The following is an 18,839-nucleotide window of genomic DNA, read 5'->3' on the forward strand; positions in this document are numbered from 1 at the left end:
CGCGTCGTATGTTCTAGGGGCGTTATTCGTATCGGTTATACCTTATCTTCAGAGTCTTTTTGTGTTGATTTTACAGCATGGAGGTCGTCTGCATACCACGGATTCAAATGGACAAGCACCTCATAAACCCGCGGCTCCTGCTTCATGACGGCCCTCTTGATCAGCCGGATAATATCGTGTCCCTGCTGAATCGTCAAAGAGGCATCCACTGAAGCTCGGATATCAACGATAATATAATGACCATGCTCACGGGCACGGATACGATCAATACGCTGAACCTCGACTACACTCAGTGCCGCTGCTGCGTAGCTTTCGATTTCCTCGGTTGCAATGGCCTTCTCCATGAGCACATCTATGGATTCGCGACCCATTTCCCACGCCAATTTCAGAACCAGCAACGCCACTACGAACCCCGCAATGGGGTCGCCGTAAGATAAAATCGGAATATTCCAATGTTCCCCGATCAGTCCTAATCCGATCCCCAAGACAGCCGCTCCCGAGGCATACACATCAGCCAGGTGATCTTTTGCCGTCGCAATGAGACCCTGACTATTGGCCGCTCTGCCAATACGAATCGTGTAGATATACAGCCACTGTTTCCAGAGCAAGGAAATAATGGCGGCCACCAATGCCAGTATATGCTCCTGTGGCATCGGTTCGAACAGTGCGGCAATGGAATGATAGCCGATAAATATGCCTGCCCCGAACAGTATGACCGCCACTACACTAGCACCAATTACTTCTGCCTTGCCATGACCATAAGGATGATCCTCATCCGGCGGCTGGCTGGATATTCTCATCGCTCCCAGTGCCGTTGCAGAAGCAATGACGTCCCCGGCGTTATGCACACCATCGGCCACCAGTACCTTACTGTTGAACATGAGTCCTGCGATTATTTTGATGCCGGTTAAGAGGATGTTGCTGATCAGGCTGATCCATGCTGAGACCATGGCACGCTTGCCCATATCCTGTTCCTGCATGATGTATAACCCCTCCAAATTATCTTTTAAAAAATGTCCTGACCGCTATTCGGTTATCTCAGGGCATCTTTGGTTGCTCTTTATCTTATGATGCTGTTCTTACAGCGGCATATATGAAGATTACAATAGCCCCGGAAGATCAGCCTCCCCGGGGCTATTATGATAACCATAGTGGAGCATTCTATGAGAATACCCCCATTTTATCTACCTGGACCGACCGCGTCGGCCTCCTTGACCTTGTCCACCGCGTCCACCTTGGCCTCCGCGTGCGGAACCGCCGCTGCTACGGTCATATCCGCTACGTCCGCTGCTTTGGCCTGCCGAACGACCTTGACCTCCGCGTGCAGATCCGCCGCTGCTGCGGTCATATCCGCCACGTCCGCTGCTTTGCTCTGCGGAGCGGCCTTGACCTCCGCGTGCAGATCCGCCGCTGCTGCGGTCATATCCGCCACGTCCGCTGCTTTGGCCTGCCGAGCGGCCTTGACCTTCGCGTACAGAACGGCCGCTACTGCGGTCATATCCGCCACGTTCACTGCTACTGCGGTTGGAGCGACGCTCGCCGCTTGCACCGTCACGACGACCCGCCTGTTCGCGGCCGCTGCGGCGGCCGCCGCCAGCATCGTTGCCGCCAAAGGAACGGCGGTCGTTTCTGCCTGAGCGGTCATTTCTACCCTGCCGCTCAGGCGTATCGGGAGCAGATCTACGCTGCCCGCCGCCCTCACTGCTGGTGAATGTGACACCAGCAACTCTTTGGATGTTCCGAAGCTCAGGAACATCCCTTGGCGTGGCGAGCGTCACCGCAACGCCTTTGCCTCCGGCACGACCGGTACGTCCGATGCGGTGGATGTAGCTTTCGGCATCCTGCGGCATGTCATAGTTGAAGACATGCGTGACGCCTTCTACATCGAGGCCGCGTGCGGCTACATCTGTCGCTACGAGCAATTGAAGTTTCGCTTCACGGAACGCCTTCATCACTTGCTCCCGCTTGTTCTGGGACAAGTCCCCGTGCAGCTCACCGCTCTCGAACCCCATCTCCTGGAGTTCTTCATTCAGTTTGGAAGCCCGGCGCTTGGTACGGCAGAAAATAACAGCCAGATACGGACGATCCGTATTCAGCATATCTACCAATGCCTGTTGCTTACCACGGTCTGTTGTTTGCACAACGACCTGACGGATTTGGCTCACGGGAACGGAAGAAGCCGATTTCACTTTGACATCAACGGGTTCGTTCATATAGACACGAGCCAGCTTGCGAATACCAGCTGGCATCGTAGCGGAAAACAGCATGGTTTGTCTTCGGTAAGGAACCTCCTGAAGAATCGTTTCCACATCGTTCAAGAAGCCCATGTGTAACATTTGGTCAGCCTCATCCAGGACCAGCATTTTAATGCCGCCTAAATCAAGCGTGCCACGTCTCAGATGATCCAACAGTCGCCCAGGTGTACCAATAATCAGTTGTGCGCCACCTTTTAGTTTACGAAGCTGACGCTCCACGTCCTGTCCTCCGTAAACAGCTAGCAGAGATAAACTCGGTTCCGCAGCAGCCAAGCATTTTGCTTCCTCTGTAATCTGGAGCGCCAATTCACGCGTAGGTGCAATCACGAGCGCCTGCGGATGCCGCTTGTCCAAATTCAGCTTTTGTAGAATCGGCAGTAAAAACGCAAGCGTCTTCCCCGTGCCCGTATGTGCCTCGGCAATCACATCCTGACCTTCCATCAACAGTGGAATGGACTCCTGTTGTACAGGTGTTGGCGCTGAGATGCCTTGCTCTTTCAAGGCTTCTACCCAATGTTGCTCCACGCCTAATGCTGTAAAATTCTTCAAGTTGTATTCACTTCCCTTATCTGTATTCAATATGTGTCACGTAAAATAGGTTCATGTGCCATATGACATCTATCGTTCCATAGTTCAGAATTCCCATTTTTGTATCGGTTCTCATTCTCCCCTTTTCAGGAAGGGAGCATATCCGTTATCGTTGAATCTGTTCATGTAACTCAACATACGGCCGCAAGGCGGCTCAGGCCGTTCCATATATGACTTTCCTAGTATACGCGAAGTTGAACTGGTTTCCAAACGATTTTAACGAATCCCTCAAAAGGTGAATTCAATCACCATGTCATATATTATGGTAGGATAATTGGTAATTCATGAATAAAGGGTGGATGCTTGTGGTTAACAACCTACATTATAATTTCATAATGACAGGTTCCTTGTCGGAGAAGCACACTTTGTTTGCCGAAGACTGCTTTACTAACCTGTTCGATTGTTTTGAAGCGCTCTTGAATATATCAGGAATCCGCAATACCCGTGTGTCTGTCTATCAATCGAAGAAAGCCAAACACGGCAAGATCCGCTGGGACAAGCAGGAGCTGCTCCGCATTGTAACCGATGATGAAATGACTCCTTTGATGCTGGTTATAGAGGCTCCTAGTATCAAATCGTCCTATAACAAAGGGACGACGCCGGAAGTGTACATTCTTTTGTCCAATGACACCATGTCCCGATCTTCCAACAATTGCGGGATGCTTGTTTCGATTCGTCAGGACGTTTATGAACGTATTGACCGAACAAGCGTGGAAAACGTTATGCTGCAGCTCAGCCAGTTAATAAAGGCAAACAAACTGTTACATAGCTCCCGCAACTTTTATGCTGGCAGTAAAGCAAGAGCTATTATGGATATTCTCCCATTTATGCTCGAAAAGGATACCCCGGATATGAAGTATGTTTTTCAATCGTGGACTCCGTACCCTTTACGTCACACTTAAACTATCCGTCATCCCATTAACCCTAGGAGGCTGCAATTTATGCAAATTCAAGTTCACAATATTGAAAAAAAAGAAAACGAATATCTCATTCATTATCAAGCCGGAGGAGCACTGCCGTTCGTTCCGCATGATGTTGTCCTGATCCATGGCAAACAGTATTTTATTGGTACGATGTTGAAGGTAGAGTCGGAACAGGCCCTTATCCGTATCAATCCAGAATATGAAGACCAACTGACAGGGTCCATCGGACTGGAACTCGCTTTCTCTCCAACCGTTTCTATTCAAGGTGCAGACAGCATTGTCGAAAAGCTCGGCTATTTTCCACCTTTTCACTATGACCGAATCACGGCTGCCAACATGACGAAAGACCAGATTACACTGACGATTGAGCTATCTCCCGCTAGTGTGCTGGTTCCTAAATCACCGGATCTGGAGCCTTCGGCTGAGGCACCTGTGATCCCTGAAGCTCCAGTCCAGGACATTCCACGCTATGCAGTGACGTTTACATTTCTGGAAACCAAAGAGCATGTATTAACCCCTGTAGAAACAGAAAATATCATCTTGCAGCTTGATTTCCGCTATGAAGAAGCAGACATGGTCGTTGATATCGATGCCTTGTCGGGACTGTCAGGTAGCTTTCTGTGCAGAGGTATCCGTGCAGAGATTACGGAACTTCATGAATAAACAAGAAGCCCGTGAGCTGTTGCGCTGTCATTCTTTTATTCACGATGATTTGGAGCATCCCAAAATGCAAAGCGGATTTCTAGGGATGCTTCGTCCCTTTCAAGGCGAACTGATCGAGGACAACTTCCATGAGCTCATGACTATCATTGAAGTTCTGGCAGATGAGTTGGAGAAACCGTCCGTAGAACGGGAGCTTATATCCGCTCTGTGGGGAATTTGCCAATATACACGGGCATGGGCGTTGTATCCTGATAGTATGCTGCAACGGAATCACCTGCTGACCGCAGAGCAGATTAGTACCCTTGACGATTGGATTGATACAATCTCCTATGCGATTATGGTGCTGCTGGAGGGGGGCGGAACGGAAGAGGCTTTATCGAACTATAGACATAAGAGTAGGTAATACACAATGCCAAAAGTAATCTGGCTAAGAAATAAGGAGGGTATATGTCCATACAAACCGATGATGAGGGAAAGACATTTTTATCTATTTTCCCTACACTATCGTATGAAGATCGGTTGGTATCACTACGCGAATTAACAGCGATCCCCCAGCCTGTGGAGGACACCATCGCATTACTTTTGCAGCTTGCGCAGCAATCATCCGCGGATGATCCGCTTCGTATAGAAGCGCTGAAGGTCATCGGACTATATGCAGATCAGAGCCAGCAGCCGACCATCATGCGAGGAATTCGCGAGCTGCTGTCCAAGCCTGATGAAGATGATGATGTGCAAAACGCAGCTTTACAAACTTTGGCATGGATGCCTTATTCAGAAGCAGAGCTACGTTTAGCTTTGGACATAATTTGCAGTGATACATATATCTTAGTCAAGGGGGCCGCTTTTGCACTGCTCCGCGCACATAAAGCCAACCCTTTTGCACAACATGCGCTGAAGCAATTATTGCAACATGAGGAATTCGGCGCATCTGCCCAACGAGAGCTGTCCACATAATCGACAACCAAAGGAGAATTACTCTACTCATGCGTGTAAGAATATTTATATTCATATTGATTATCGGAATTATATGTGTGCCTGCGTATTTCATTATGAGCAGCTTTGGGTTATTCCAAAATGAAAAGGTGCTCGTACATTATAAGGTTGCCGTTGAGGTAAAGGGTAAAAAGTATGATGCCTGGCCTTTAATCAGTAGCTATACCGCGATCGATAAAAAAGGGGATCATCGTCAGCTCTACTATCAAGCAGAGGGCTCAGGCATAGAATACCTGTTTCAACTCGCATATGGACAATATGAACTCAGACCCTCCAAGGATAATCCTTTTCTGGACGGGGGAATCCACTACACCATGGACCATCCCGATTATGTGCGTGAGGAAAAACAGTATGAGAACGCCAACGACTATACGGAGTTAACCCATTACTACAATCAACAAGAGCAGGTTATTTATACTTACAATCCTGAAGCCAAGCTCGACAAAACCTATGTTCGCTCCATCATCACCGCTGGGATGACTCGCACCACTGGTAATTCAAGCCGTGCGGTAAAGGATAACTATATCAATATCAGTAAGCTGTTTAAGGACAAGCTGGGAGTGAACGTGAAGGTAGATGTTGACGAGGACAACAAAATCGTGACCCTGTCCATGTCATAATGAACGAAAAGAAAGGAAGGCGCTACGGATGACAGAAACACATCATGTTAAATTAGGACCCGCTTATTTGGATGGTTGGGTTGTACCCGAAAACCCGGAGGCATGGGTCGAGCAGGAATGGACAGGTAAGCTCCGTTCACAGGCCGGAAATACGAAATTCCACATTTTTTATTATGGAGAGTTCATGGACGAGCTGATTGCTGTAACGGAGTTTGCACCCCAGCTCATTATTGCAGAAGATGCAGTCACAGGTGAGCAGATCGTGATTTTTGATGGAACCCGCCATGGTTACGATGCACTGCTGTGTGAAGTATATACGGAAGAACAGCAGAACAATCGCACTCCCCTGCTACCTTATCTGGACGATGATGGTGAAGATACCTTTGAGGTGACCGTGACTGCTTTTTATAATGTTGATTGGGATGACGAGTTTGCGGATGATGTGGATGAGAACGGGCAGCTGGAGCTGATCAGCGGCGAACGATGTGATTTTGAAGAGGTAAAGCGAAATGGCTTTGATGCGATCAGCATTACGATTACCAGCGCTAAAGGCTTAAAAACAGAGATCATTCAGGAAGAGCTGGCCTGACGATGGTATTGAAAAGAATCAAACATCAGGAAGGCGACATTTTTGTTATCCCCATGCATGACGGCCGCTTTGCGGTATGTCAGGTGATCTGCGCGCTATATGGTCGATTCAAAAAAGCATTCTCCTTTGGTGTTATATCCATAGGTCAGAATCAAGCGTACGAGGGTGAAACCACATATCTTCCGTTCACCAATCACCGTGGCCGATTCGAAGTTATTTTCACAGCCACCCAAAATCTGGCGAAGGGAGTATGGCCCATTATCGATCATCGCCCTCTAACCGAGGAACAACAGCAGCTAAAGTATTTTAATTGTGCGGGCCATCTGTATTGCGGGGATGAATATATACGCAATCTGGAACTGGAAGAATATAATCAATATACTGTAATGGGTGTGGCTGGATATGAGCTAGTACAGCAATATTTAGCCCAAACATAAAAGCTAGAAGAATAGCAACGCAAAGAGCCACCTTAGACTTCGAAAACTAGGGTGGCTCTTTAACGATTTAAAAGGGTTCAAATGTATAAGGGAATGATGTACGATGTGTTCCCAAAACCGACTTTACACGCTCCCCATCCAGCAGCACTTCGACGAAGCTATACAAATCAGGGGCTGCATACCGAAAGTTGCCCCATGTGCGCAGATTCAAAGCATAAATTGGGAATTCCCCCCGTTCATCAGGCGATTGAACATCCCAGACCAGCAGGTCATTTCCTTCACTGGAAGCGAAGGGAACAGCATGCTCCAATAATTCCGGGAAACCGTCTGGCTCCAGCGCCGCTTCTTGTAAAACCTCTTCCGATTCCAGTACATCATCAAACCAGGCTCGCCAGTCATGGTAACGACGAAGCCATGAATCCGGGTGATCGCCGAGAGGAATATGAATGTTCCATAAGCTGCATAATCGTCCGTAGCCAAGAGTTTTGACGTAATCTATATAGGAAGGCGGAAAGCCCCTGTCGTTTTCAAAACGATGCTTTATAAGAAATTCCTCATCATAGTAGGCCTGAAATTGCGGACGCTGCAGTCCTGTAAAAATGCTCATATACCCATTCTCCTTTGCACTACGTAATCCTATTTCCACGCTTCGGCACATTGAAAAGGCCTTTTTCAAGTGTTAAAATGGAAATAAGATGTATATTCTAAAAAAGAGTGAAGATGCGTCAACATCCTCACTCTTTGGCAACAGCCGCTTTTAAGGGCGGTGGCTGCAAGTTTACGGTACATGAAATAGACCGGTTCCTACCACGGGCGGTCTATTTCTTTTTATGGAAGGAAAGAATCAGGACCCTCACCTCCTTCACAGGAAACTAGCCGACCGCCCATCTAAGCCATTCTGTTGTTAAGGAATATTATAACATATGATAATAAAAAGTACGTTTTTACGCTCTTTCCGAAAAGGAGGAACGAACATGGAGCAAAAACGCTTCAAAGATGAATATGGATATAAATATGACTTTGCCGCCGTGATCTGGAGGGGAGAACAGGTAGCTGTCCACTGCCCTCGCTGTCAGAGTCAAGCTTCTATTTCCAAATCAAAGGAAGACTGTTATTACGTTGTTCGTTGCTCTCATTGTTACTACACATTTCAGCAGCCAGAATCGTATAAATTCTATGCACGCAGCGTATGCAGCCATTGTGAACGATATTTTAATATCGAAATTCATGATGACCGAACGGTTACTCACAAAAATACAAATATACACTGTCCGCATTGCGAAACACTTAATCAGGTTCCGGTGCATCGTATGCAGTCACGTGAATGGCATACGGACGTGATCCAAAATGGAAAAGATCCTATTTTCCAGCTCCAGCTGTACTTCCTTGATTACTATCGGGGGAAACCAGTCTGGGCTCTTAACCGGATACACCTGAATTACCTGCTCTCCTATATCTCTGCCGAGTTGCGAGAAAAACCCTCATCCGGTATGATGCGTACGGCTTCCCATTCCATTCCCAAATACATTAAGGATGCCAAAAATCGCCAGGCCATTTTAAAAATATTACAAAAGCTACAGCATAAACAAGCGTCTAAGGGAGAGCATTACCAAACATGAGTATACAAACTTTTGACAGCCTAGAAGCACTGATCCAGGCCGTTTCCCAGACCATCACGTGCAATCTTGGCTGGAAATAGCGACTGTACAGGATGTTATTGAAGTGCTACGCCGCAGTGGAAGCGAGCCAGATATTCAACACATTGCGCAGGGACTGCGATATGATCAAGAATACGATGCTTTTATGGAATAAGCGGCTCCAGTAACTCTTTTACCTCAGGGACAGCCTGCTTCAGGCTGTTTTTTAGTTTCTTCGCGCCACCCCATATACGATAAACGAGCATCTCTTGTTCGTAGTCTTCCAGTTGTAGAAGCACATCTACTAACGCCTGTGCCTGCTCTACACTTTCAATGCCAGCCGATTTTAGTGGTTTGGCGGAATCATTACCTGCCAAAAGAATCCTCGCCCAAACGGGGATCGTATCCGGTGTCAGTCCATGCGCCTCAGCAAATACAGCGGCGTAACCGTCCTGTACCGACTGATGTTCACTGTCTACCAGCTTCATATAACGATTCACCAGCGAAAAATACTCCGTTCCTTTAAGTCCTAATCCCATCACCGCATAGGTTCCTGGCATCGCCGACTTCTCCCCCGGCTCTACATCGTTGTACCACTTGAATTCTTCCATCACGTTCTCGGCATATTCCGCCAGCAACGGAAGCAGCGAAGGGTATTCAAGTGCATTGGCAAAGAAACGATGTAATGCAGATTTGGCCAACTTGGGTACGGGTAGATAGTTTTTCACTTTGCTTTTAAACTTCATCCCATATTCCTTAGTAAAGCCTTTCCGTAATATATCACATAGATATATGAGTGCTTCTCTGTAGCTCTCTTCTTCCTCAGAACGAATCTGAACCTCTAGTGTTTGCAAAATATCATTCGCTTGGCAGGTGACACGCTCGCTTGTATATGACGCTGGAATGCTGCCTGATCCGCTCTTAAGCCACTGAACAGCCTGCTCTGAACCCAATTGTGCAGCAATCTCCAAATACTTCTGCCGTGCATCGGCATCGGTCAGACCCACTCGCATCGCGGTCAGCAGGAACATCTCCATAACCGGGGCGGGAATATCTGAAGGAAGAATATCGGGTCTCACCGTATAATCAAGCCCGTAACTTTTTCCCTGATCTGTATACTTAGCCAAAAATTCATCTTCAGCCCAATGCATTAAGCCTCTGCTCAGCTGATGCCTCCATGCTTCTTCTCGCTTGCGGCTGACCTGCACTTTTGCATCCATTCGATTCAGCAGTTCATTCACCCGCTGGGCGTCTACAGGGTACAAATGAGGATCAAGCAAGTGCCTTACTAAGAAAAAATCGTCCTCTTCCTTTGGCATAGCTCTACTGGCAGGATTGAGCTTCTGCTCCAGAAACTGTTCAATAGAGGCTAACAGGTGCTGCCGCTTATCTTCGTTCAGGAGCGAGAACGTAAAATGACTGGCCTTATTCTCCAAGACCACCTCCAGATGAAATTCCAGCCGATAACGAAAAAACATAGGACCAAATTCTTCCGAATTATACAGAGCCGCTATCCGTTCTTTGAACACTGGCATCCATTCATCCTGCACCTGCTGGAGCGTCACTTCCTCCGTAAAACCAGGAATTTTTGTGTCTGGTCTACGATGATCCCAATCAAACGGTTCGTAGGTATCCACCCATACCCCATCTCTCTTACAGGTAACTTTTAAGTATTCATGAATCCCTTCGTGAAGGACGCTTTTGTTCTTAAATTCCGCGATGCGCTTTTGCTCAGAAGCGTATCTCTGGTCAATCTCTTCAAAAATTGGATCTATGTAGGCCTGTACCCCCGATGTCATACGATGAGTTCCCCTTTCGTACCCTCACAAATTGTAGTTCTTACATAATTGAGATAGACTAATATTTAACTATTTTATTTCCTGATTATAGCATATCTCTCATTTACATTTGGGCTCCATCCCTATAGATAGAGTGCCGGAAAGCAGGTGTATTCTTCATGTATTGGGTTTCCACACGACACACGCCAGTGGCTGCCGATGAAATGACAAATTTCGAACATACCCATGGCATAACTTTACCAACTCCCTATGCTTCATTTCTCACCCAATACGGGCCAGGCACCTATTGCGGCCTGCTGGTGATTGAACCGCCTGATCCTCAACTTTTGCAATCCTATGCAGATTACGAACTGTGGACGCATGATGATAACTGTCCGATCACCGCGCAACAGCTGGGCGAGTGCGTGGTCATAGGCAGTTCCATAGATGGTGATTTTCTAGCGGTGCATCCTCAGGTCGAAGGCTTGCTTTGGCTACCGCGACATTCGGAAGTCATTACTATGAAGCCATTAGATGTTCAAACCCCATTTACAGATACGCTGGAGCATATACTACGGGATGAATTCGGAAAAACAGAGCCATTCCCCCGTTATTTCGAACCTGTCAGTCTGGACAGAACCGCGACATTCCTACTATTTAATCCCCCGGATACGGCAAAAGCTTACGATCCAGCCAATCCGAATGATCAAATTCCGGAAATAGCTCCGGCATCTATACAAGTATTGGCTCAGCGGTTTAAACAGCATTTTGACACAAACCTATGGATCGAAAACGAGCATACCTGCATGGCTTTTTTCCAGCTTCTTGGCGGATATGTGCGCTTCAACTATGCATATGGACGCGAAGTGGCGATCATTTATGAACCCAAGGCGATAGCACTTCATGATGAAATTCTATCATTCTTGCAAAAAGAGCATTGCCGAGTTGTAGAGTAAGAGGAGGACGAATACGAATGACAGTACATTTTGCATATACCTTAGAAAAGCTGGGGGAAATCGCTGATCGTCTGAGACAAGGTGGAATGCCTGACGTGGCATACCAATGCACGAAGGGGATTTCCGAAGAGGAACTGACTGAGCTGGAGGAACGGCTCCAGATCACTTTGCCTGCCTCCCTGTCTGAATTATTAAAGCGGTGTGGCAGCTTACATCTGCTATGGTGCCTCCCTCAACACTGTGTTGTAGTCGATGAATCAGAGTATTCATATGAAGGCAGCCATGACCTTGAACAAGAACCGACTAACCTTGACGATATTACAGGAGAATTTGGCTGGAATTATGAGGATATTAGCTATTTTACACCCTATGAAGAAGATAACGACTCAGCAGCGGACGAACAACGATATCTTATTTTGAACTATAACGGTGCTGGTGATCCGATCCTGCTTGATAGAGCGACATCCGCAACAGAGCCAGCAGTGTTCTGTTATGAGCATGAGTTGGACCAGTTCACGATGCTTGCAGAAAGTCTACCTACCTATATAGAAACCATGCTTACCTTGCACGGACTATGGCTGTGGGACTGGTCTAACGTGTTAGACGAGCATGGTATTCAGCTAAATAGCCCGTCGCTGCAGCTGTGGCAACGCTGGTTGGATATGTTCTGCACGATGAAACTGGAGGATGCCCGGTCGTTGGATACACTGATCCACTACACCACCATGCATGGCGTAGATCATCCTGCTGTACTGCAGGCTTTCCAGGCCTATGATCCAAAGGATATTTTTCTTGCCTGGGAGCAGCGCATTCAGTGTAACCCGGCCCAATTCGCTACATGGGCATTTTTCGTTGGGGAGACCGCAGGTATTGGGGCTGCTGATTGGGTTCGCTCCTTATGGGAGCCGGACACGGATACCGCGCAAGCATGGAGACCTCCCGCTTCAAATAACACACATACTAGGGCCGCATTTATCTCGACACGTGCCTATCTATCCGCCCGCTGCCTGCCCGAGCAGGAAGGGCTTACAAAAGTTTACAATGATCTGATACAGCATAGGGCGAAGGATGGCAAATTAGAAGGATACACCGTTAGCGGGCAGTTACAGCATTTTCATTCCCCCCAGGTCATCGACTGGATGCGGGATAAGGTCAATCATCCGGTTGATGGCTGGGCAGTACTTTTCGCCTACTCACGTCCTACAGATGAGCAGGTGATTGAATGGCTATCCGGTAGCGAGCTTCATCAGAAAATTGCAACCGAGGCGATGGATATCATGATTCAGCGCGATCTTCTGCCCACTCTAGAAGCAGACGCTTGGGCTAGCATCTCAAATCTGCTTCATGCTTCTTTACAGCTCGTGGTGCTCAAAAAAGATAAACGTCGCATTGAAGCCGTGCTTCAGCAGCTTTCACATTTGGAACTTCGTTAACACTGGAATCGACGTATGCAGACTTGCATGTATGGGGTGTAAGGATAAAAAATGAGCCGCTTCATCAGCGGCTTATTCCCCGAATAAAAGTATCTATAGTAAATGAAATCAATTCATCATTTGATTTTGCCATAGGAAGTTCAAAATTCAGGAGCAAAGAAGTCAATCCGTGCAGCATACTCCATACGGATCTAGCCATCAGGCGCTCATCTCCTTGAATGATGCAGCCTTCCTCCATAGCGGCTTTAAGTCCGCCCTCAAGCAACTCAAACCCTTTAAAACTCCCACTGTCTATAAGGGTAACCGAGCTTACAGATTCAAGGTTGCTGATAAACAGGATGTTGTAGTATTCGGGATTAGCCATGCCAAAACGGACATAAGCATCGGACACTGTTTTCAGTGTGTCCAGAGCGTTCAGTCCGGCTGCCTGTGCTTCATCCACGCGCTGCTGGAGAGCCTTCAGGAACAAAGCATTCCCTTCTAACAGCAGTTCACGAACAACTGCTTCCTTATTGGAGAAATAATGATAAATAGTCGTTGGTGAATATTCGATCTGATCCGCAATTTTACGCATGGAGACTTCAGCATACCCTTGGTTCAAAAAGAGGGAGCGGGCGGCCTCAATGATTTTGCGGCGGATCTCACTGCTTTCACGTTCTCGGCGTTTGATATGTTTCATGAGTAGATATACTTGCCCTTTCTGCCTATCTCAATTTGGTGGCGATACGATCAGCTTCCATTATACCCGAGTTCATAGCTCCTTGAAACCCGCCCCCAGGCTGTGTCCAGGCTCCTACCAATGACAGGCGGTTCACTGCTGATTTGCGCTTCAGTCTGTTTATGCCGGACTGCCGGACCGTTTGTGCATAGCCATAAACGGCTCCGCCGGGATTAGCAGTATACCGCTGCATGGTGCGTGGTGTGCCCAACTCTGCCACCACGACTTTGCTGCTAAAACCAGGATATAGCTGTTCAAGACATTCCAGTATCTGCTGTGTTACTGCTTTCTTTTTGGCTTTATATTCGGGACGTGCACTAGGCCAGTTCTCCAATCTGTCCAAAAATGTAACAGCGATGACACCCTTTCCCGCTTCATTGAGTGTAGGGTCCATGGCGTTATAATTTGTGAGCATCCAGTTGCCTTTCATATACTCGCCGCTCATCATGACTTCATAATCCGTCTCCGAATCCGGCTCGTTACACAGGATTAAGTCTTCTTCGCTGATCCCAAGCTCATGAGGCTCGCATGATAGCCCTAGGTACAGTTGAGTGAGAGACGTGCCAGTTTCCAGTCTGGTTACAGCCTCCAGCTCGCGACGGGCGGCATTGTGACTCTCCAGCAGACGGCCATAGGTATGATGAGGACTGATCCCAGACACAACCCAGTTGGCTTTATATACATCCCCTTTTTTCAGACGTACACCAGCTGCTTTACCGCGTTCAAGTATAATTTCAGATACCTGACTGCGCAGGTGGACTTCTCCTTCAGCTGATTGAATAGCTTCGACCAGCGCATTGGACAAGGCCTGTGCACCTCCCTGAATGTAGTACGTCCCCTCCAGATGATAGCCGATCCAGGGAATAAAAAAGTACAAAGCCGCCAACCGCTTCGGGGGCAGCCCATAATAGGGCCAGAGTGCAGTGAAGAACTCCGTGAATCGGTCAGACAAGCCAAACTGACTTACAGCCTCCCAGGTGGTCATTTTCGTCCAGCGGAAGAAGGTGCCTGCTTTGAACAGACCCGCCAGCTTACGCCAGGAAGTAAGGGAAGAAAAAGCGGTAAAGCCTGTCTCAAAACGGCGAATGCCCGCGAATAGCTTGTCAATGGCTGCTACCTCAGCAGGAAACATGCCTTTGAGGAGTTGCACATACTCCTGCACATCAGATGGGATATCAATGATCTGCCCTTCCCAGCGAATGGAGTAAGGGTGCTTTTTACGGAGAGGAACGATTTGCTGATCCACATGGCAGTCCTTTAACATCCGACCGAAGCTGCCTTCTTCGAGTCCGCCGACGCCGTGCAAGGAGACATCAAAGGTATATCCCTTTCGTGTGAATTCAGTAGCAAAGCCGCCAGCCAAAGTATGACTTTCAAACACAGCTGTCCGGTAACCCAACGCAGAAAGTCTGGCTGCACAAGACAAACCACCCAGCCCAGCACCAATGACAATAACATCATATTGGTTCATGATTTCATCTCCCTTATTAACGTCGTTATATAAGTTAACAGTGTTAAGTTAAAGAGATTATATACTATCGTATCCCGGTTGAGAAGGAAAATTTTTTATAAAAACATCCAAAATTGTAGCGCTTTCACTTGTCAGATTCCAATGAGGATGCTATCCTTCAATTGGGATTGTTACTGAAAAGGCAAAACCCGAGTACACTTGTGTACCCGGAGTTTGCCTTTTTTTGATTTGTATGAGTTCCACAGCATACAGTCAAGCATCCTGAGCATATAGTAAGCGCTTTATAAAAACGCCAAAGGAGATTATCTTATGCAAAAAAGACGTTTCGCCCTTGTTCTACTATCTTTCGTGCTCCTGCTTACGATCTTTTATCCATCCTCCAGCTCTGCCGCAGCAGCCGATGTTCCAGCACCACAGGCAACCGTGCTTACTGAGGTACAGCCTCTGGGTGAGGTTGTTACTGCCGTTGTACTGAAATACAGCACCAATATGGACGGATCATCCCTGTCCACTTCCAGTTTTCAGGTTCAATCTGTGCTTAATGATGTATACGCAGACAGAACTGTGACTGGTGTATACACCAATGATACTGGTGCCATCACCAACCGCAGCACTTATGGCAAATATGTCGTGATCGAGCTGGATACACAGGATAAAAATGCAAACACCCTTACTTACGATTCGACAAGCGCAGTCAATCGTATTAATCCGCTGAACTATTACATTAGCCAAAAGAAAGATATTGCAACTTCGAAGAAAACAGTCGTTCCAGCGACTGCACAGCCTGTAAAAGCAACCGATAAAGTGACACCCATCGTAGACGATTTTCAAAAAAACACTTTTGAAAATAAAGACGGCTTCAAACTGAACTACTTTACGTTTGAGCCTAAAGTAGAACCTGGCAAAACCTATCCGCTGGTAGTATTCCTGCACGGAAACGGCGAACGTGGTGACGGAAACGGGGTTAACCTGTTAGCGAATGCCGGGGCCGTTACTTGGGCTTCTCCTGAGCAGCAAGCCAAGCACCCATCCTTCGTCATCGCTCCTCAAAGCCCGATTGACCTAGAGCATAAATTTATTTGGGCAGATGAACCGCGCAACAGTGCTGTTGCCGATTTGGTACGTGAAACGGCCTTGAAATATCCGATCGACACCAACCGCATCTATATCGTAGGTATTTCTCAAGGAGCCATGGGTACATGGAGATTGTTGGAGAAAAATCTTGATCTGTTCGCTGCAGGCGTACCGATTGCCGGACTGACCAACTATGAAAAGGCTGTTAACATGTATGCCCCTGTTGACCCTGCACACGTTGAAGTATTGAAGAACGTTCCGATTTGGGCCTTCCATGCTGCGGACGATACGACAGTAAGTCCTAAGAACTCAGAAGAAATGGTTGCTGCTATCAAAGCACAGAACGGAAACCTCATTCACTTCACTGAATACGAAGCAGGGATTATCAAACCTACAGGACACTTCTCCTGGGTTCCTGCTTTACAAAATCCAGATATGATTGAATGGCTGTTTGCACAAAAGAAATAAAAAAAGACACCTGCCTTCCTGTGTACCACCATCAGGAAGGCAGGTGCAATATCAAAACGAGGAGACTAAAAAATTTGACACTGGTATTGCCATTTGCAGTTAACTTGAAGCTTGTTACTTCGCGCGCTTCGCAGCTTTGATCGTTCTCAAAGCCCGTCTGCGCGTTACCTTGTTCGGACTGCTGAGCTGTCTTCTGGCAGTGGCTACATCCGTTTTAGCCATGTGTAAAGCACCATCCTATTCACTTAGGCTCATATTGGGAGTCTGCGCCTAAAGACTTAAATGATAATGAGAATCATAATCATTTAAAATTATATAATGAAATTTACGAGCATGCAAGAGATTTTGGGGAAGTATTATCTCGATTAAGACCTTGCAAATCTCCCTTTCCTCATATGCAAGAAGCGTCGGGACAGCAAGCCCAACGCTTCTTTATGCTTAATAGCAACTTATACGATGATTAATTCACCTTTCCGCCCTCCACAACCAATTGATCTGTAAAGCCTTCTCCGTAAACGGAGGTCAGTGTGTCCTTATAGGCTTGATGGACAAAATTTTCTTTACCCAACGTAGCCAGTTCGTTGTTGATCCAATCCAACAGTTCCTTATTTCCCTTCGCTACTGCAGGGGCAATCGTATCTTGACCACCGAAGGCTGGAATGCTTACGGTAAAGCCGGGATTGGCCTTGGCCCAAGCGATCAGCTCTGTATTATCGTTCGCAATGGCGGCACCGCGTTTGTCTTTGAGAGCCGAGAAGATTTCGGTGTATTGATCGAATTTGAGCAGCTTGATGTCAGGATAATTTTTCGTAAAATAGGTCTCTGCTGTCGTTCCCTTGGCAACAATCAGCTTTTGATCCGAGCCCTTCAATTGGTCAATCGTGGTGATGGGAGCACTGTCGGGTGACACAATGCCAAAGGATAATTTCATGTACGGGTTAGCAAAATCGACTTTTTCTTTACGTTCATCGGTCACAGTAAAGTTAGCCATAATGATATCTACCTTGTTGGATTCCAAATAGGCAACCCGGCTGGCGGCATCCACCAGAACGAACTCCACCTTCGACTCGTCGCCCAAGAGGTCTTTGGCAAATCGTTTCGCAATATACACATCAAAGCCTTGATTTTTCCCTTCTGAATCTACGTAGCCAAAAGGCGGCTTATCCGCAAATACACCGATTCGAATCTTGCCATTCTTTTTAATGTCCTCAATTGAAGCAAATTTAGCCGAGCCTGAACTACCGTTGGTATTGCCAGCCCCTGCACATCCTGCCAAGCCGACAATCAGCAAGCTCAAAGCCAGTAATAACGTTGTGAACTTCATTCCTTTTCTCATCTGTATCCATCCCCTTATTTGTCAACATTTTGCATCATTCGGTTTCTTTCGCTTCTGGGTGCAATATAGAGACCAATAGAAACATTTCGATCTCTATATTGTGATTGGAAGTCGCTCATGGGATTGATGCAAAATGCTCATATCGTTTCGTACTGAAATATATCCAGAAAGTGCTGGGCACGCTCTGTTTCCGGTTGGGTAAAAAATTGCTGTGGTGTAGTCATTTCACATATCTGTCCTTGATCCATAAAAACGATACGATCTCCTACCGACTTGGCAAACCCCATCTCATGCGTCACGATAATCATCGTCATCCCCTGTTGGGCCAGCTCTCGCATGACATCCAGCACCTCTCTGACCATTTCCGGGTCCAAGGATGCGGTGACCTCATCAAAAAGCATAATTTCAGGATTCATACACAGGGCGCGCACAATCGCAATCCGTTGCTTTTGCCCGCCTGATAATTGTCGCGGATATGCATCCTTGCGGTCCAGCAAACCGACTCGCTCCAATAGCTGCTCCGCTTGTTTAAGCGCCTCCTGCTTGTTTCGCCGCTGAACTTTAAGCGGGCCGAGCAATATATTTTCCAAGACGGTCATATGCGGAAACAGCTCATAGTTTTGGAACACCATTCCGATATGCTGCCGCACCTCACGCCAATTCACTTTTCTATCCGTCAGATCCTGTCCTCTATAACGGATATCTCCGCCCTGAACTGGCTCCAGACCATTGAGGCACCGAAGAAGCGTGCTTTTTCCACATCCCGAAGGACCGAGAATGACCACGACTTCCCCTTTCCTTACGTCCAGACTAATCTGCTGCAGCACTTTTCGGTCGCCGAAGCTTTTGTCCAGCCCTCGAATTTCCAATAAAACCTCCACAGCCTCTTCCATGACACCA

Annotated in this window: 20 protein-coding genes; 11 read left to right on the forward strand and 9 right to left on the reverse strand. The window is 47.2% G+C overall.

The features are described from left to right. Positions 1-35: 35 nt before the first annotated feature. Positions 36-980: a cation diffusion facilitator family transporter gene (locus ACUC6J_RS22870; RefSeq protein ID WP_123797751.1), complete on the reverse strand. Its 945-nt coding sequence runs from the start codon at positions 978-980 to the stop codon at positions 36-38. 204 nt (positions 981-1,184) lie between these two features. Further along, positions 1,185-2,804, reverse strand: coding sequence for a DEAD/DEAH box helicase (locus ACUC6J_RS22875; RefSeq protein ID WP_123797752.1), 1,620 nt, complete (start codon positions 2,802-2,804; stop codon positions 1,185-1,187). 323 nt (positions 2,805-3,127) lie between these two features. Between ACUC6J_RS22875 and ACUC6J_RS22880 the strand changes: the two genes are divergently transcribed. From ACUC6J_RS22880 to ACUC6J_RS22910, 7 genes are read left to right on the forward strand one after another with little or no spacing between them, the layout of a single operon-like run. Next, a complete protein-coding gene (locus ACUC6J_RS22880; protein ID WP_447249463.1) occupies positions 3,128-3,745 on the forward strand; it encodes a hypothetical protein in 618 nt (205 codons plus the stop codon). 39 nt (positions 3,746-3,784) lie between these two features. Continuing rightward, positions 3,785-4,429: an immunity 50 family protein gene (locus ACUC6J_RS22885; RefSeq protein WP_017427162.1), complete on the forward strand. Its 645-nt coding sequence runs from the start codon at positions 3,785-3,787 to the stop codon at positions 4,427-4,429. Then, positions 4,422-4,832 (forward strand): hypothetical protein, encoded by a 411-nt coding sequence (locus tag ACUC6J_RS22890; RefSeq protein ID WP_016822833.1) that lies wholly within the window; start codon positions 4,422-4,424, stop codon positions 4,830-4,832. The genes ACUC6J_RS22885 and ACUC6J_RS22890 overlap by 8 nt, the downstream gene beginning before the upstream one ends. Before the next feature lie 44 nt (positions 4,833-4,876). Next, positions 4,877-5,383, forward strand: coding sequence for a HEAT repeat domain-containing protein (locus ACUC6J_RS22895; protein WP_447249464.1), 507 nt, complete (start codon positions 4,877-4,879; stop codon positions 5,381-5,383). Between the two features lie 29 nt (positions 5,384-5,412). Beyond that, entirely contained in the window at positions 5,413-6,042 is a 630-nt protein-coding gene (locus ACUC6J_RS22900) for a hypothetical protein (protein WP_025366042.1), read from the forward strand. A 28-nt stretch (positions 6,043-6,070) separates the two neighbouring features. Then, entirely contained in the window at positions 6,071-6,631 is a 561-nt protein-coding gene (locus ACUC6J_RS22905) for a hypothetical protein (RefSeq protein WP_044786187.1), read from the forward strand. Positions 6,632-6,633: 2 nt separating this feature from the next. Further along, positions 6,634-7,068, forward strand: coding sequence for an immunity 26/phosphotriesterase HocA family protein (locus tag ACUC6J_RS22910; protein WP_044786188.1), 435 nt, complete (start codon positions 6,634-6,636; stop codon positions 7,066-7,068). Between the two features lie 67 nt (positions 7,069-7,135). Here the strand turns inward: ACUC6J_RS22910 and ACUC6J_RS22915 are convergent, their stop codons facing one another. Continuing rightward, entirely contained in the window at positions 7,136-7,675 is a 540-nt protein-coding gene (locus ACUC6J_RS22915) for a hypothetical protein (RefSeq protein WP_447249465.1), read from the reverse strand. A gap of 367 nt (positions 7,676-8,042) precedes the next feature. Here ACUC6J_RS22915 and ACUC6J_RS22920 point away from each other — a divergent pair, with 367 nt between their 5' ends. Beyond that, the gene (locus ACUC6J_RS22920) at positions 8,043-8,687 is read left to right on the forward strand and encodes a hypothetical protein (RefSeq protein ID WP_447249466.1); all 645 of its coding nucleotides are present in this window, start codon (positions 8,043-8,045) and stop codon (positions 8,685-8,687) included. 182 nt (positions 8,688-8,869) lie between these two features. Here ACUC6J_RS22920 and ACUC6J_RS22925 read toward each other — a convergent pair whose 3' ends face one another. Beyond that, complete coding sequence (locus ACUC6J_RS22925) at positions 8,870-10,504, reverse strand: DUF6138 family protein (protein WP_447249467.1); 1,635 nt, start codon at positions 10,502-10,504, stop codon at positions 8,870-8,872. A 203-nt stretch (positions 10,505-10,707) separates the two neighbouring features. On the opposite strand from ACUC6J_RS22925, the gene ACUC6J_RS22930 reads away from it, so the two are divergent. Next, positions 10,708-11,439: an SMI1/KNR4 family protein gene (locus tag ACUC6J_RS22930; protein ID WP_228552457.1), complete on the forward strand. Its 732-nt coding sequence runs from the start codon at positions 10,708-10,710 to the stop codon at positions 11,437-11,439. A gap of 17 nt (positions 11,440-11,456) precedes the next feature. Next, on the forward strand, positions 11,457-12,872 hold the full coding sequence (locus ACUC6J_RS22935) for an SMI1/KNR4 family protein (protein WP_447249468.1): 1,416 nt from the start codon (positions 11,457-11,459) through the stop codon (positions 12,870-12,872). A gap of 64 nt (positions 12,873-12,936) precedes the next feature. Here ACUC6J_RS22935 and ACUC6J_RS22940 read toward each other — a convergent pair whose 3' ends face one another. Both ACUC6J_RS22940 and ACUC6J_RS22945 read right to left on the reverse strand, forming a co-directional pair. Beyond that, on the reverse strand, positions 12,937-13,551 hold the full coding sequence (locus tag ACUC6J_RS22940) for a TetR/AcrR family transcriptional regulator (RefSeq protein ID WP_016822822.1): 615 nt from the start codon (positions 13,549-13,551) through the stop codon (positions 12,937-12,939). Between the two features lie 25 nt (positions 13,552-13,576). Then, positions 13,577-15,061: a phytoene desaturase family protein gene (locus tag ACUC6J_RS22945; protein ID WP_447249469.1), complete on the reverse strand. Its 1,485-nt coding sequence runs from the start codon at positions 15,059-15,061 to the stop codon at positions 13,577-13,579. Between the two features lie 309 nt (positions 15,062-15,370). Here ACUC6J_RS22945 and ACUC6J_RS22950 point away from each other — a divergent pair, with 309 nt between their 5' ends. After that, entirely contained in the window at positions 15,371-16,603 is a 1,233-nt protein-coding gene (locus ACUC6J_RS22950) for a peptidase (RefSeq protein WP_447249470.1), read from the forward strand. Between the two features lie 114 nt (positions 16,604-16,717). Here the strand turns inward: ACUC6J_RS22950 and ACUC6J_RS22955 are convergent, their stop codons facing one another. From ACUC6J_RS22955 to ACUC6J_RS22965, 3 genes are all read right to left on the reverse strand, one after another. After that, complete coding sequence (locus tag ACUC6J_RS22955) at positions 16,718-16,825, reverse strand: putative metal homeostasis protein (RefSeq protein WP_016822819.1); 108 nt, start codon at positions 16,823-16,825, stop codon at positions 16,718-16,720. 238 nt (positions 16,826-17,063) lie between these two features. Continuing rightward, positions 17,064-17,939, reverse strand: a complete 876-nt coding sequence (locus ACUC6J_RS22960; protein ID WP_017428606.1) for a cysteine ABC transporter substrate-binding protein — start codon at positions 17,937-17,939, stop codon at positions 17,064-17,066. Between the two features lie 137 nt (positions 17,940-18,076). Continuing rightward, the gene (locus tag ACUC6J_RS22965) at positions 18,077-18,832 is read right to left on the reverse strand and encodes an amino acid ABC transporter ATP-binding protein (RefSeq protein ID WP_017428605.1); all 756 of its coding nucleotides are present in this window, start codon (positions 18,830-18,832) and stop codon (positions 18,077-18,079) included. Between the last annotated feature and the right edge of the window lie 7 nt (positions 18,833-18,839).

This window comes from Paenibacillus sp. JJ1683 (assembly GCF_053006485.1).

What these genes read in the sequence shown, in the direction of transcription:
- ACUC6J_RS22930 (WP_228552457.1), top strand. Translation starts at nt 10,708, where the DNA reads ATGACAAATTTCGAACATACCCATGGCATAACTTTACCAACTCCCTAT.
- ACUC6J_RS22945 (WP_447249469.1), bottom strand. Translation starts at nt 15,061, where the DNA reads ATGAACCAATATGATGTTATTGTCATTGGTGCTGGGCTGGGTGGTTTG.
- ACUC6J_RS22915 (WP_447249465.1), bottom strand. Translation starts at nt 7,675, where the DNA reads ATGAGCATTTTTACAGGACTGCAGCGTCCGCAATTTCAGGCCTACTAT.
- ACUC6J_RS22880 (WP_447249463.1), top strand. Translation starts at nt 3,128, where the DNA reads ATGAATAAAGGGTGGATGCTTGTGGTTAACAACCTACATTATAATTTC.
- ACUC6J_RS22955 (WP_016822819.1), bottom strand. Translation starts at nt 16,825, where the DNA reads ATGGCTAAAACGGATGTAGCCACTGCCAGAAGACAGCTCAGCAGTCCG.
- ACUC6J_RS22905 (WP_044786187.1), top strand. Translation starts at nt 6,071, where the DNA reads ATGACAGAAACACATCATGTTAAATTAGGACCCGCTTATTTGGATGGT.
- ACUC6J_RS22910 (WP_044786188.1), top strand. Translation starts at nt 6,634, where the DNA reads ATGGTATTGAAAAGAATCAAACATCAGGAAGGCGACATTTTTGTTATC.
- ACUC6J_RS22920 (WP_447249466.1), top strand. Translation starts at nt 8,043, where the DNA reads ATGGAGCAAAAACGCTTCAAAGATGAATATGGATATAAATATGACTTT.
- ACUC6J_RS22925 (WP_447249467.1), bottom strand. Translation starts at nt 10,504, where the DNA reads ATGACATCGGGGGTACAGGCCTACATAGATCCAATTTTTGAAGAGATT.
- ACUC6J_RS22965 (WP_017428605.1), bottom strand. Translation starts at nt 18,832, where the DNA reads ATGGAAGAGGCTGTGGAGGTTTTATTGGAAATTCGAGGGCTGGACAAA.
- ACUC6J_RS22885 (WP_017427162.1), top strand. Translation starts at nt 3,785, where the DNA reads ATGCAAATTCAAGTTCACAATATTGAAAAAAAAGAAAACGAATATCTC.
- ACUC6J_RS22890 (WP_016822833.1), top strand. Translation starts at nt 4,422, where the DNA reads ATGAATAAACAAGAAGCCCGTGAGCTGTTGCGCTGTCATTCTTTTATT.
- ACUC6J_RS22950 (WP_447249470.1), top strand. Translation starts at nt 15,371, where the DNA reads ATGCAAAAAAGACGTTTCGCCCTTGTTCTACTATCTTTCGTGCTCCTG.
- ACUC6J_RS22960 (WP_017428606.1), bottom strand. Translation starts at nt 17,939, where the DNA reads ATGAGAAAAGGAATGAAGTTCACAACGTTATTACTGGCTTTGAGCTTG.
- ACUC6J_RS22940 (WP_016822822.1), bottom strand. Translation starts at nt 13,551, where the DNA reads ATGAAACATATCAAACGCCGAGAACGTGAAAGCAGTGAGATCCGCCGC.
- ACUC6J_RS22935 (WP_447249468.1), top strand. Translation starts at nt 11,457, where the DNA reads ATGACAGTACATTTTGCATATACCTTAGAAAAGCTGGGGGAAATCGCT.
- ACUC6J_RS22870 (WP_123797751.1), bottom strand. Translation starts at nt 980, where the DNA reads ATGCAGGAACAGGATATGGGCAAGCGTGCCATGGTCTCAGCATGGATC.
- ACUC6J_RS22895 (WP_447249464.1), top strand. Translation starts at nt 4,877, where the DNA reads ATGTCCATACAAACCGATGATGAGGGAAAGACATTTTTATCTATTTTC.
- ACUC6J_RS22900 (WP_025366042.1), top strand. Translation starts at nt 5,413, where the DNA reads ATGCGTGTAAGAATATTTATATTCATATTGATTATCGGAATTATATGT.